The following is a 13,816-nucleotide window of genomic DNA, read 5'->3' as shown; positions in this document are numbered from 1 at the left end:
GACATCTGGAGAACATCATGACTTTCTCTCACCCCGTCGCGGTCATTACCAGCGACGAACAAGCCCTTATAGTCGCCAGCGACCTGGCCGAAGACTTCCGTCGCGACAGCGCCCAGCGTGACCGCGAGCGCCGCCTGCCCTTGCCCGAACTGGACGTGTTTTCGCGCTCCGGCCTGTGGGGCATCAGCGTGCCCAAGGAGTACGGCGGCGCGGGCGTGTCCAACGTCACCCTGGCCAAGGTCATCGCCTTGATCGCCCAGGCGGATGCGTCCCTGGGCCAGATCCCGCAAAATCATTTCTATGCCTTGGAAGTGCTGCGTGTGAACGGCAGCCCCGCACAACAACAGCGCTTGTACGCCGAAGTGTTGGCCGGTCAACGCTTCGGTAACGCCCTGGCGGAACTGGGCACCAAGACCGCCCATGACCGCGTCACTTCAATCACCCGCGACGGCGACGGTTGGCGCATCAGCGGCCGCAAGTTCTACTCCACCGGTGCGATCTACGCTCAACGCATTCCCACCTCGGTGGTGGATGAACAGGGCGTGCAGCAACTCGCCTTTGTGCCGCGCGACAGCGACGGCTTGACCGTAATCGACGACTGGAGCGGCTTCGGCCAGCGCACCACCGGCAGCGGTTCGGTGGTGTTCGACAACGTGTGGGTCGCCGCCCAGGACGTGATTCCGTTCCAGAGCGCCTTCGAGCGCCCGACCACGGTCGGCCCCCTGGCGCAGATCCTCCACGCCGCCATCGACACTGGCATCGCCCGTGCGGCCTTTGAAGACGCGCTGCACTTCGTACGCACCAAGACCCGCCCATGGATCGACTCCGGCAGCGACAAAGCCACCGAAGACCCATTGACCCTGAAAAGCTTCGGCCACCTGAGTATCCGCCTGCACGCCGCCGAAGCGCTGCTGGAGCGCTCGGGCGAATTCCTCGACCGTGCCCAGGCCGACAGCAATGCCGAGACGGTTGCGGCCGCCTCGATTGCCGTCGCTGAAGTGCGCGCCTTGAGCACCGAAATCTCCCTGGCCGCCGGCAGCACCTTGTTCGAACTCGCCGGCAGCCAGGCGACCCTGGCCGAGCACGGCCTCGACCGCCACTGGCGCAACGCCCGCGTGCACACCCTGCACGACCCGGTGCGCTGGAAGTACCACGCGGTGGGCAATTACTACCTCAACGATGAAAACCCGCCGCTGCGGGGGACCCTCTGATGAGCAAAAAGAAGATCCTGCTCAATGCCTTCAACATGAACTGCATCGGGCACATCAACCACGGCCTGTGGACCCATCCACGGGACACGTCCACCCAGTACAAGACGATTGAATACTGGACCGACCTGGCGCAAACCCTGGAGCGCGGGCTGTTCGATGGCCTGTTCATCGCCGATATCGTCGGCGTCTACGACGTGTACCAGAACTCGATCGATGTGCCGCTCAAGGAGTCCATCCAGCTGCCGGTGAATGACCCGTTGCTGCTGGTCTCGGCGATGGCGGCGGTCACGAAGAACCTCGGCTTCGGCCTTACCGCCAACCTCACCTACGAGCCGCCGTATCTGTTCGCCCGGCGCATGTCCACGCTCGACCACCTGAGCCGTGGCCGCGTGGGCTGGAACATCGTCACCGGCTACCTGGACAGCGCCGCCAAGGCCATGGGCCTTACCGAGCAGGTCGAGCATGACCGCCGTTACGACCAGGCCGATGAATACCTGGAAGTGCTCTACAAACTCTGGGAAGGCAGCTGGGAAGACGGCGCGGTGCTCAATGATCCGCAGGCGCGGGTGTATGCGCAGCCGGGCAAGGTGCACAAGGTCGAGCACCACGGCGAGTTTTATCAAGTGGAGGGTTATCACCTGTGCGAGCCGTCGCCACAACGCACGCCGGTGCTGTTCCAGGCCGGCAGCTCGGATCGCGGCTTGCTGTTCGCCGGGCGGCATGCCGAATGTGTATTCATCAGCGGGCAGAACAAGGCGGCGACCAAGGTCCAAGTCGATAAGGTGCGCGCCAGTGCGGTCGAGGCCGGACGTAATCCCGATGACATCAAGGTGTTCATGGGCCTCAACGTGATCGTGGGCGCCACCGAGGAGCTGGCCTGGGCCAAGCACGCTGAATATTTGAGCTACGCCAGCCCGGAAGCCGGCGTGGCACATTTCTCGGCGTCCACCGCCATCGATTTTGCCCAATACGCACTGGACGAACCGATCCAGTACGTGAAGAGCAACGCGATCCAGTCGGCCACCAAGAACCTGCAGAACAACGACTGGACCCGGCGCAAGTTGCTGGAGCAACACGCCCTGGGCGGCCGCTACATCACCCTGGTCGGCTCACCCGAGCAGGTTGCCGACGAGTTGGAATCCTGGATCAGCGAAACCGGCCTGGATGGCTTCAACCTCACGCGCATCGTCACGCCGGAAAGCTACGTGGACTTTATCGACCTGGTGGTGCCGGAGTTGCAACGCCGTGGGTCGTACAAGACCGCTTATGAGACCGGCACCCTTCGGGAAAAAGTCTTCCACGGCACGGCTCGCCTGCCCGAACAACACACCGGATCCACCTACCGCCACTGATCAAAAATGTGGGAGGGAGCTTGCCCCTCCCACATTGGATCTCCATTGCTTTCACCAACACCTTATGACTGGAAATCGACCATGAAAAAAACACTGCTCTCCCACCCAGTCAAAGCACTGGCCTTGGCTTTCGGACTGTTCAGCTCGGCGGTGTTCGCCGCCGATGCACCGTTGAAAATCGGCACCACCGCTGCCTTCGCCATTCCATTGGAAGCCGCCGTGGCCGAAGCCGGTAAACAAGGCCTGAAGGTCGAGCTGGTGGAGTTCACCGACTGGATCGCGCCCAACGTCAGCCTGGCCGCCGGCGATATCGACGTGAACTACTTCCAGCACATCCCGTTCCTGGAAAACGCCAAGGCCGCCGCCGGTTTTGACCTGGTGCCGTACGCGCCGGGCATCATCAACAACGTCGGCCTGTATTCGAAGAAGTACAAGCGCATCAGCGACCTGCCCGAGGGCGCCAGCGTGGCGATTGCCAACGACCCGATCAACAGCGGGCGTGGCCTGCAATTGCTGGCCAAGGCGGGCTTGATCACGCTCAAACCGGGCGTAGGCTACAAGGCCACCGAAGAAGACATCGTCACCAACCCGAAGAAGATCAAGATCCTGCAAGTCGAGGCCGTGCAATTGGTGCGCGCCTATGACGATGCCGACCTGGTGCAGGGTTACCCGGCGTATATCCGCCTGTCCAAGACCTTCGATGCCGAGTCGGCGCTGTTGTTCGACGGCCTCGACCATCCGGAGTACGTGATCCAGTTCGTGATCCAGCCCAAGAGCAAGACCGACCCGCGGGTGATCAAGTTCGTCGACATCTACCAGCATTCGCCCGTGGTGCGTGCTGCGTTGGACAAGTCCCTCGGTAAGCTCTATCAGGTCGGCTGGGAAGATAAAAAATGACCGCCGCCCACTCTCAACTGCGCGACCTGGGCTTGCCGCCCAGGGACGCCGAGCAGACCGAACTGCATCCGGACCTGAACCGCGCCCACGTGCGTTTTATCAACCTGGGCAAGACCTACGACGGCACCGTGCATGCTTTGCAAGGCATCGACCTGGCGATCCAGCGCGGTGAAGTGTTCGGCATCATTGGCCGCAGCGGTGCCGGCAAGTCGTCGCTGATTCGCACCATCAACCGCCTCGAACAACCTAGCAGCGGACGGGTGCTGATCGATCAGGTGGACATCGGTGACTTCGACGAAGACCGCCTGGTGGCGCTGCGTCGGCGCATCGGCATGATCTTCCAGCACTTCAACCTGATGTCGGCCAAGACGGTGTGGCAGAACGTCGAGCTACCGCTGAAAGTGGCGGGCGTGCCGAAGCCGCAGCGTGAGAAAAAGGTGCGCGAGCTGCTGGAGCTGGTGGGTCTGCAGGACAAGCACACGTCCTACCCGGCGCAGCTGTCCGGCGGGCAGAAACAGCGCGTGGGCATCGCCCGCTCGCTGGTGCACGACCCGCAGATCCTACTGTGCGACGAGGCCACGTCGGCGCTCGACCCGGAGACCACCCAGTCGATCCTCGGCCTGCTGCGCGAGATCAACCAGCGCCTGGGCCTGACCATCGTGTTGATCACCCACGAGATGGCGGTGATCCGCGAGATCTGCGACCGCGTGGTGGTGCTCGAACACGGGCGCATCGTCGAGCAAGGCCCGGTGTGGGAAGTGTTCGGCAACCCGCAACATGAGGTCAGCAAGACCCTGCTGGCACCGCTGCAACATGGGCTGCCGGACGAGTTGCAAAGCCGTTTACAGGCCAAACCAGCGACCGCCGATGCCTCGGTGGTGCTACGCCTGCGATTCACCGGCAGTGATACCGACGAGCCGGACCTGGCCGCGCTGTTCAGCGCCCTCGGCGGGCGCGTGCGCTTGCTGCAAGGTGGCGTGGAACGCATCCAGGGGCATGCCCTGGGGCAACTGCTGCTGGCGGTGAAGGGCTCGCCCCACAGCGCAGAAGAACTGCGTAACCGCGCCGGCAATTGGGCACAACAGGTGGAGGTGCTGGGCTATGTGGTTTGATCGTTTAGTGCAGGGCGCCATCGACACGTTGTTGATGGTCGGCGTGTCGTCATTGATTGCGCTGCTGGTGGGGATTCCACTGGCGGTGTTCCTGGTGACCAGCGACAAGGGCGGCATCTACCAGGCACCGGCGTTGAACCGCGTGCTGGGGGCGTTCGTCAATCTGTTCCGCTCGATTCCGTTCCTCATCCTGATGGTGGCGTTGATCCCGTTCACGCGGCTGATCGTCGGCACTACCTACGGCGTATGGGCCGCCGTGGTGCCGCTGACCATCGCCGCCACGCCGTTTTTTGCGCGCATTGCCGAAGTGAGCCTGCGCGAAGTCGATCACGGCCTGATCGAAGCCGCGCAAGCCATGGGCTGCCGCCGCTGGCACATCATCTGGCACGTGCTGCTGCCGGAAGCGCTGCCGGGGATTGTCGGCGGGTTCACCATCACCCTGGTGACCATGATCAACTCGTCAGCCATGGCCGGCGCGATTGGCGCGGGCGGCCTGGGCGATATCGCCTACCGCTACGGCTACCAGCGTTTTGATACGCAGATCATGCTCACCGTGATTGTGCTGCTGGTGATCCTCGTGGCGGTGATTCAGTTGGGCGGTGATCGGTTGGCGCGAGTGCTCAACAAGAGGTGAGGTATAGTCGGGCCATCGAAGACGCCCGGTATTACCCGTCATGACTCTTAAGCCCGACGACCTCAACACCATCACCGCCACCACCCTCGGCCACTACAACACAGTGGCCGAAGACTTCCGCGAAGGCACCCGCGACCACGACGTGAGCCAGAACATCGACGCGCTGCTGCGGCATATCCAGGGCACGGCGCCCTTTACCGTGCTGGATTTCGGCTGCGGGCCGGGGCGCGATTTGCAGACGTTCACGCGCATGGGGCATATCGCCGTAGGACTGGACGGCTCCGAGCGGTTTGCGCAGATGGCGCGGGAAGACAGTGGTTGTGAGGTGATGCAGCAGGACTTCCTGAAGCTGGACCTGCCCGCCGAACGCTTCGACGGGATTTTCGCCAATGCCGTGCTATTTCATATTCCCAAGCAGGAACTGCCGCGTGTGCTCAAGCAGTTGCAAGGGGCGTTGAAGCCGGGTGGCGTGCTGTTCAGTTCCAACCCTCGGGGTGAAAACCAGGAAGGCTGGAATGGACCGCGGTACGGGTCGTATCACGACCTGGCGGCGTGGCAAGCGTTGCTGACGCAGGCAGGGTTTGTGGAGCTGGAGCATTACTATCGACCAGCGGGATTGCCGAGGGAGCAGCAGCCGTGGTTGGCCAGTGTGTGGCGCAAGCTGTAGATTTTCGTTGCCTCGTCTGACGCCATCGGGGGCAAGCCCCCTCCCACAGTTTGATTTGTGAATACAGTCAATATGTGGGAGGGGGCTTGCCCCCGATGACGCCTGCTGAGGCAACCTTACTCCACCTGATACACCAGCGTTTTTTCACCCATCCCATGTGCAGTCACGCTGCGCCCGGCATAGCCCTCTCTTTCCTCGCCAGAAAAATTAGCCACCAACCGCGTCCCATCGGCAAAGGTGGTTTCCTGCACCTGCCTATCCGCCGTCAACCAACGAAAACCCGTCATCGCCTGGGTCGCCAACCGCTGGTGCAACGGCCGGAAAAACCGGTCCTGGCGCTGTATCACCGGCAGCCGCCGCTTAACCGTCGAAGCACTCAAGTGATACAGCGGCGGCACGTTATAGAGCAGCTGCGTCAGCTCGTTTTCAGCCCGCACATTGCTCAGCTTCAAGCTGTCGAACAGCCAGTGATGGGTAGTGATCACCGAGCCGTGGAACACCGCCTGGTACAGCGGCAGGCGCATGGTCGGCTCGAAATACACCGTGCGATAAGGCTCTTTCAACGGCGCCGACTTGAAGAACACGGCCGGCTGCTCCGGCGGATACCAATTACCCACGTAATAGGCCGATTGCTTGTCTTGGGTCATCTCCCGATCCCCCCAGCCAATCACCGGCGTCTGCATACCATGGGCGAACAGGATGCCTTGGGCGGTGATAGCGTTGCCGTCTTCGGAGCCGGCGGGCAACTTGAGTACGGTATTGAGCCAGTGCGAAGCGTCGATGTTGCCTTCGGCGTTCTGCGCCTGGGTCATTGTGGCCCCGTCACGGTAGCTGTCGAAGACCATGCTGGTGGCGTAAGCATCGAGAAACCAGGCGTTGAAACCGGCCGTTGCCTGGACAGCCTGTACACGTGCCTCCAGCAGAGGCCGCACGCAGCGCGGATCGGTGTAGTGGCCGGACTGCTGGAAACCGGTTTTCAGCTTGCCGTCCTTCAGCACAATCGCGCACTCGCGGTACGCCCTGCCGCCCAGGTGCGCGGTGGTCCAATCCGGATTTTCCGTGGCCGACAACGCGGTTTCATAGGAGTCATAGGGAGCCATCAGGAAGCCTGCGTCGACACCGGCCCGGATCGCCTCGGGGTGCCAGAGACCGCCTTCCCAGCCTTCGCCCAAGGTCAGCAGCAAACGCGGCAGGCCTGAGCTGCGCAATGCCTGGATCACCTGGCTGCCCCAATGTGCGGGCGTATCACTCAGCGCCCCGGCAAAATCCACGGCCAGCTCGCTACGCAGCTCGCCATAGCGCGCGGCGAGCGGGGTCATGTCGGGCTCCTCTACCTGCCAACGCTGCCGAGCCTTTTTGTTGATCGCCGCGTTCAGGCCCCGGAGCACTACCGTCTGCTCATAGCGATTCAAAGGGGAATCCTGCGCGAGGACCTTGGCGGATTCCTTGTCCAATAAGCCTTTGAGCGCATGCCCGCGCAAGCGCTGGAGCAACAGCGGCCAATCGCGCACATCCTCGGGGGCCAGCAAGTCATTGCCCCACAGGTAGACATGACTGGCGCCCAGCAGCTTCTCGGCCTCGGGCGTCTGCCGCAGTTTGTCAGCCAGTGGCTCATACCGGCCCTGCTCCACCAACCATTGGCGGTAGCGCTTGGCGCCAGCCAACGGATCGGCCTCACCCAGGTGCAACAGCAGGGTCATGGGGGTGCTGGGGTTGAGCGTGGTGAATTCATGGGCCACTGACAGGGCCTGGTTTTCCTGCCAGCGCAGGCGGTTGTTGTAGGGATTGGTCAGTAACCAGCTGAGGGTGAACCCGCCGTGATCGACGCCCCACAGCGGCAGGCTGAGATCCTGGGTCGTGTTGAAGTCACCTTGCTCCAGCAGGAAAGCCTTCCACACGGCATTCCCGGTGGGCACGTAATGCCCCTCGGCCAACGGCCACATCAGCCCCCTGCCCAGGGCATTCGCCGGTTGCACGAGGATCGGCAGCTCACCCGCTTCCCGCGCCGTGATGGATAGCGCCAGGTCACGCTGCTGGAGGCTGGCGCTCACCCGAAAGGCGCCGTCATCCCATTGCCAGCTCGCTTGCTGATCGCGCTGCTCAAGTTGGCTGACGGCACGTGCCGCGACCCCGCTGGAGGCCTGTATCGTCGGCTGGCCGTTAGGCGTAACGCGGATAGCAAGGGTGGCCGGGTCGAGTTCGACCCGCCACAAGGTGTTTTCCAGAACGGTGGCGAACGTCAGCGGCGAGAGGAAGAGACCGCAGAGCAACAAAACAGAACGCAGGTAGCGCATGGGATTGGACCCGAACGGAATGAAAGTCGGGAGGGTAGACCACTCAATGACTGGCGGGGGCAACGCGTATCACCTCCAGACGTTTCCCACGGAGCAAAAGGTCAATGAGGATCAAAATGTGGGAACGGCCTTGATGTGGCGAGGGAGCTTGCTCCCGTTGACTGCGTAGCAGTCTCCGGCTTTTTAGGGGCGCTTCGCACCCCAGCGCAAGCAAGCTTGCTCACCACAGCAAGCCTCCACATTTTTAAACGCGTTTTTCCTGAGGGTCCTGCTTGGGTTCGCGGATTTTGTACCAGGCCACATACAGCGCGGGCAGGAACAACAGCGTCAACAAGGTCGCAATGATAATCCCGCCGATCATCGCGTACGCCATCGGCCCCCAGAACACTTCGCGGGCGATAGGGATCATGCCCAGGCTTGCCGCAGCCGCCGTCAGCAGGATCGGCCGGCGCCGGTGCTCGGTGGCTTCCACCACCGCGTCCCACGGCGTATAGCCGGCCACTTCGTATTCATGAATCTGCGTCACCAGGATCACCGAGTTACGGATGATGATGCCGATCAGCGCCAAAATCCCGAGGATCGCCACGAAGCCCATGGGCGTACCGGTGGGTATCAACGCCAGCACCACGCCGATCAGCCCCAGCGGCGCGACACTCGCCACCAGGAACATCTTCTGCACGCTGTGCAGCTGGATCATCAGGAAGGTCGCCATCAGGAACAGCATCAGCGGCACCACGCTGGCAATCGGGCCCTGGGCCTTGCCGCTTTCTTCCACGGTGCCGCCGGTGGCAACCTTGTAGCCCACCGGCAGGCCGGCGCTGAATTTGTCGATCTCAGGCTTAAGTTGCTTGACCAGGTCCGTCGGCTGCATCTCGTCGCGCACCGAGGCCTTGATGGTAATGGTCGGCTTGCGGTCGCGACGCCACACCAGCGGCTGCTCCAGTTCATAGCGCACGGTGGCGAAGGCCAGCAGCGGGATCGAGGTGCCGTTGGGCGTGACGATCTGCAGGTTCTGCAAGGTTTCCGGCGTGCCGCGTTCGGCGTCTTCGGCGCGGCCGACGACGTTGATCAGGTAGATATCATCGTGTACCTGGGTCACCGAGGCACCGCTGACCACGCTGTTCATCAACTGCGCCACGTCTTCCGACGACAGCCCCAGTTGCCGCGCCTTGTCCTGGGCGATGTCGATGCGCAGCACTTTGCCGGGCTCGTTCCAGTCGTAGATGATCTCGCCCAGGTGGGTGTTCTGGTCCAGTAAGGTCGCCAGTTCGATGGCGTGTTTGCGCACCTGGTCGGTGTCTTTGCCCGACACGCGATACTGAATCGGCCTACCCACCGGCGGCCCCATTTCCAGCGGCTGCACGTAGCTACCAATCCCCACGAAGTCATCGCGCAGGCGCTTTTGCAGGCGCGCGATCAACTCACCACGCTCTTCCAGGCCCTTGCTCACGATCACCAACTGCGCGTAGTAGGGGTTTTCCAGTTGCTGGTCGAGGGGCAGGTAGAAACGGATCGCCCCCTGACCGATGTAGGTGCTCCAGCGCGCAATGTCCGGGTCGTCCTTGATGATTGCTTCAAGGCGGTCGACGGCCTTGCGCGTCTCGTTGATCGAGGCGTTTTGCGGCAGGTTCAGGTCGACGAGGATTTCCGGACGGTCCGACGACGGAAAAAACTGGTTCTGCACGAACTGCATGGAGAACACCGAGGCCACAAACAGCGCCACGGTGATGCCGATCGCCCACCAACGGTTACGCATGGCCCAGAGCATGCCGCCATTGAAGGCACGGCCAATACGCCCGGGCTCAGCGCTGTGGGGTTTGACGTTGGCGCTGAGGATATGCACCCCGATCACCGGCGCAAACAGCACCGCCACCACCCACGACACCAGCATGGCCACGGCAATCACTGCGAACAGGGTGAAGGTGTACTCGCCCGCCGAGCTGGCGTTGAGGCCAATCGGCACAAAGCCTGCCACGGTCACCAGCGTACCGGTGAGCATCGGGAACGCCGTGGACGTGTAGGCGTAGGTCGCCGCCTGCTCCTTGGTTTCGCCTTTTTCCAGGCGCGTGATCATCATCTCGACGGTGATCATCGCGTCGTCCACCAACAGGCCGAGGGCGATAATCAACGCGCCCAACGACACGCGCTGCATGGTGATGCCGCTGTATTCCATGAACACAAACACCAGCGCCAGCACCAATGGAATCGAGCACGCCACCACCAGCCCGGCGCGCATGCCGAGGCTGATAAAACTCACCACCAGCACGATGATCACCGCTTCAAACAGCGCGCTGGTAAAGCCGCCGACGGCCTCTTCCACCACCTCCGCCTGGTCGGACACTTTGTGCACGCCGACGCCCACGGGCAGGTCGGCGGTCAATTCGTCCATGCGTTCATGCAGGGCCTTGCCGAACGACTGGATATTGCCGCCCTTCTGCATGGCTATCGCCAAGCCAATCGCCGGCTTGCCGTTGAAACGGAACATCGGCCGCGCCGGGTCCACATAGCCACGGCTGATCTCGGCAATGTCCGCCAGCCGATAGAAACGGTCATTGAGCCGCAGGTTGACGTTGGCCAGGTCTTTCTCCGAGGCGAACTGCCCCGACGTGCGCACCGAAATCCGTTCCGGCCCGGCCTCGATCACCCCGGCCGGGGTCACCGCATTCTGCGATTGCAGGCTCTGCACCACTTGGCGTTGATCAATGCCCAGGGCGGCCAGTTTGCGCGTGGAGAAATTCAGGTAAATCACTTCGTCCTGCTGGCCGATCATCTCGACCTTGCCCAGGCCCGGCACCGAACGGATCTCGGCGCGCACCTGCTCCACGTAGTCGCGCAGCTGGCGCATCGACAGGCCGTCGCCGGTAAAGGCGTACACCGAGCCAAACACATCACCGAACTCGTCGTTGAACGACGGCCCTTGCAGACCTTGGGGGAAGGTGCCGCGAATATCGTCGATCTTCTTGCGCACCTGGTACCAGACCTCAGGGATGGCCTTGGCGCTGGTGGTGTCCTTGAGGAACACGAAGACCGTGGACTCACCCGGCCGCGTGTAGCTTTTCACGTAGTCGAGGGAGTCCAGCTCTTCGAGTTTTTTCTCGATGCGGTCGGTGACCTGCTTGAGGGTCTCCTCCTGGGTCGCGCCCGGCCAACGGGTCTGGATCACCATGGTCTTGATGGTGAACGAAGGGTCTTCCTCGCGGCCCAGGTTCATGTAGGAGAACACGCCCATCAGCAGCGCGACGAACATCAGGTACCAGACGAAGGACTGATGCTTGAGGGCCCAGTCGGATAAGTTGAAGCTCCCTTTCATCGCGGGCTGTCCTCGTCGATTTTGACTTTTTGCCCGGGTTTCAGGCTGTTCACGCCCGCGGTGACGATACGCTCGCCGGGTTTGACGCCACCACTGAGCACCGCGCTGTCGGCGTCACGGCTGATCACGGTGATGTCGCGCGGTTGCACGGTCTGGTTCTGGGTATCGAGCAGCCAGATACGAGTCTTGCCATCGACTTCCTGCAAGGCGCTCAGGGGCAGTTCGATGCGCGGGGCGATGGCGGTACTCAAGGTCACGCTGATCGCTGTGCCCAGGCGGAATGCAGGCGGTGTTTCGGCCAGGGTCAGGCGTGCTCGGCGGGTGCGTGTGGCGCTTTGGGCCTGGGGTTCGATCTCGCGCACGATGGCAGTGGTCTGCACGCTGGGGTCGAGTTGCCCGGCGACCAGGAACACCACGTCTGGCGGCAGACGCTCGGCGAGGCCGGCCGGCAGGTCGATCACCGCTTCCTTGATGTCCGGTCGGGCCAGGGTCACCACTTGCTGGCCGGCGCTGACCACCTGGCCGGCCTCGGCATTCCAAGCGGTGACGATGCCGGCGTGGTCGGTGCGCAGTTCGGCGTAGTTGAGTTGGTCCTTGGCTTGATTGACCGCAGCCTGGGCCTGGTCGAGGGAAGCCTGGGTGGTCTTCAGGTCGGTCTGGGCGATATCCAATTGAGCCTGGGCGCCGACGCCACGGTTGAACAGTTCCTGCTGACGGCGGGCGTTAGCCTGGGCGTTGATGTATTGCGCCTGCACGCGGGCCAGGTCGCCCTGGGCCGAACGCAATTGGTTCTGTTGGTCGGTGGGGTCGAGGACGGCAAGCAAGGCGCCCTTCTCCACCTCGGCACCCACGTCCACGGCACGCCGGGCAATCCGGCCGGGCACGCGAAAGCCCAGGTTACTTTCGTAGCGGGCCTGGATGGTGCCGGCGAAGCGGCCAAGGTTTTCCTGGTCCTCAGACGTCACTTCCATGGATAACACCGGACGCACCGGCTCGGGCGGCGGTTCTTCTTTGGAGCAGGCCACCAGTAACAGGCTGGCAGCGAGTATGAGCGTCAGGCGCTTCATGGTTGGGCTCCTTGCTGGGCGATCTCGACCAGCATGCCGGGGTGCAGCAATTGCCCGCCGGCCACCACGACTTTTTCGCCGCCCTTGAGGCCGTCGCCAATGATCACCTTGCCGGTGAGATAACGCGCCACGGTGACCTTGTGCAGTTGCGCCTTGCCGTCGCCGTCGATCAGCCAAACGGCGGGCTCGCTGAGGTCTTTCGTCAGCGCGGCCCACGGCAATTCGATACTCGCCTTGGCCGGGCCATTGGCGGTCGCGCTCACCACCGAGCCCAATTCCATGCCTTTGGGTAATGCTTGCAGGGCGATTTTCACCTGCACAGTGCCGGTGTTGGCGGCCACGGCAGGCGTGACTTCGCGTACTTTGCCCTGGACCTTGATGCTTGGGTTATCCAGCAGGCTCACGGTGATCGGTGCATCCGGCGGTGGCTCCACCAGCAGGGATTCATACACGTTGAATACAGCATCGCGCTCGCCATCGCGCGCCAGGCTGAAAATCGGCACGGTGGCCTGCACCACTTGGCCGACTTCGGCCTGGCGCGCGGTAATCACGCCCGGCGCTTCGGCCACCAGCGAGGTATAACCGAGTTGCTCCCGTGCGTTAGCCAATTGGGCCTGGGCGGCGGCCAGTGCGCTTTGGCTGCTGCGCAACGCGGCCTGGGCGGAATCGTATTCGCTGCGGCTGGTGTAGCCCTTGGGCAAGAGTTTTTCCTGGCGCACGAAGGCGGCGGCGGTCTGCTTGACCCGTGCCTGCTCGGCCACGACCTGGGCCTGGGCAGAATCGACGTTGGTCTGCAGGTCCTTGGGGTCGAGCTTGGCCAGCACCTGCTTGGCGGTCACACGGTCGCCCACATCCACCGTGCGCTGGATGATCTTGCCGCCCACGCGAAAGGACAGATCGGTTTGCACCCGGGCCTGGATATCCCCCGTCAAGGTGACGGCCGCGGCAAAATCCGCCGGCTGCACAGTCTGCACAAACACCCGTGAGTGCGCCTTGGGTTCAGCCTTTTCCTCGCCACAGCCGCTCAACAGCGTCAGTAGGCCAAGACCAACAATACAGGTGGAAATACGACCGCCCATGCAGGCTCCTTTTGCGTGATGCCGACTTGCCAGTGTTTATGCGACTGTGAGCTTAGTTCAGGGTTCCACCGATGCATGCTTTCTGCTTGTCGTGAGCGGGCTTGCCCCACTGCCATCCGGTTAAGGGCAAGACGCACCCTGTGGCGAGGGAGCTTGCTCCCGTTGGACTGCGAAGCAGTCCCAAAAGGTTATG

Annotated in this window: 10 protein-coding genes; 6 read left to right on the top strand and 4 right to left on the bottom strand. The window is 62.7% G+C overall.

The window, feature by feature from the left end:
* Positions 1-17 precede the first annotated feature (17 nt).
* The 6 genes from QCBJ_RS00565 to QCBJ_RS00540 all read left to right on the top strand — a co-directional run bounded on the left by QCBJ_RS00565 (position 18) and on the right by QCBJ_RS00540 (position 5,873).
* Positions 18-1,211, top strand: a complete 1,194-nt coding sequence (locus QCBJ_RS00565) for an SfnB family sulfur acquisition oxidoreductase (RefSeq protein WP_102059921.1) — start codon at positions 18-20, stop codon at positions 1,209-1,211.
* The gene (locus QCBJ_RS00560) at positions 1,211-2,563 is read left to right on the top strand and encodes an LLM class flavin-dependent oxidoreductase (RefSeq protein ID WP_102059920.1); all 1,353 of its coding nucleotides are present in this window, start codon (positions 1,211-1,213) and stop codon (positions 2,561-2,563) included. Before QCBJ_RS00565 ends, QCBJ_RS00560 begins: the two co-directional genes overlap by 1 nt.
* 81 nt (positions 2,564-2,644) lie before the next feature.
* The gene (locus QCBJ_RS00555) at positions 2,645-3,460 is read left to right on the top strand and encodes a MetQ/NlpA family ABC transporter substrate-binding protein (protein WP_012721664.1); all 816 of its coding nucleotides are present in this window, start codon (positions 2,645-2,647) and stop codon (positions 3,458-3,460) included.
* Positions 3,457-4,572: a methionine ABC transporter ATP-binding protein gene (locus QCBJ_RS00550; protein ID WP_102059919.1), complete on the top strand. Its 1,116-nt coding sequence runs from the start codon at positions 3,457-3,459 to the stop codon at positions 4,570-4,572. The genes QCBJ_RS00555 and QCBJ_RS00550 overlap by 4 nt, the downstream gene beginning before the upstream one ends.
* Positions 4,562-5,206 carry a methionine ABC transporter permease gene (locus QCBJ_RS00545; RefSeq protein WP_016974994.1) on the top strand — a complete coding sequence of 215 codons (645 nt, stop codon included), beginning with the start codon at positions 4,562-4,564 and terminating at the stop codon, positions 5,204-5,206. Before QCBJ_RS00550 ends, QCBJ_RS00545 begins: the two co-directional genes overlap by 11 nt.
* A gap of 40 nt (positions 5,207-5,246) precedes the next feature.
* Positions 5,247-5,873, top strand: a complete 627-nt coding sequence (locus QCBJ_RS00540) for a bifunctional 2-polyprenyl-6-hydroxyphenol methylase/3-demethylubiquinol 3-O-methyltransferase UbiG (protein WP_012721661.1) — start codon at positions 5,247-5,249, stop codon at positions 5,871-5,873.
* Between the two features lie 116 nt (positions 5,874-5,989).
* On the opposite strand, the gene QCBJ_RS00535 is transcribed toward QCBJ_RS00540, so the two are convergent.
* From QCBJ_RS00535 to QCBJ_RS00520, 4 genes are all read right to left on the bottom strand, one after another.
* The gene (locus QCBJ_RS00535; protein ID WP_102059918.1) at positions 5,990-8,167 is read right to left on the bottom strand and encodes a glycoside hydrolase; all 2,178 of its coding nucleotides are present in this window, start codon (positions 8,165-8,167) and stop codon (positions 5,990-5,992) included.
* Between the two features lie 244 nt (positions 8,168-8,411).
* The gene (locus QCBJ_RS00530) at positions 8,412-11,477 is read right to left on the bottom strand and encodes an efflux RND transporter permease subunit (protein WP_012721659.1); all 3,066 of its coding nucleotides are present in this window, start codon (positions 11,475-11,477) and stop codon (positions 8,412-8,414) included.
* Positions 11,474-12,544: an efflux RND transporter periplasmic adaptor subunit gene (locus QCBJ_RS00525; protein WP_064054164.1), complete on the bottom strand. Its 1,071-nt coding sequence runs from the start codon at positions 12,542-12,544 to the stop codon at positions 11,474-11,476. Before QCBJ_RS00525 ends, QCBJ_RS00530 begins: the two co-directional genes overlap by 4 nt.
* A complete protein-coding gene (locus QCBJ_RS00520) occupies positions 12,541-13,623 on the bottom strand; it encodes an efflux RND transporter periplasmic adaptor subunit (RefSeq protein ID WP_102059917.1) in 1,083 nt (360 codons plus the stop codon). Before QCBJ_RS00520 ends, QCBJ_RS00525 begins: the two co-directional genes overlap by 4 nt.
* Positions 13,624-13,816 lie beyond the last annotated feature (193 nt).

The sequence above is a fragment of the Pseudomonas sp. QC2 genome, assembly GCF_002859085.1.
Taxonomy (GTDB): Bacteria; Pseudomonadota; Gammaproteobacteria; order Pseudomonadales; family Pseudomonadaceae; genus Aquipseudomonas; species Aquipseudomonas petroselini.
Note: the sequence above shows the minus strand (reverse complement) of the source record. Positions and strands in the feature narration are given on the sequence as shown.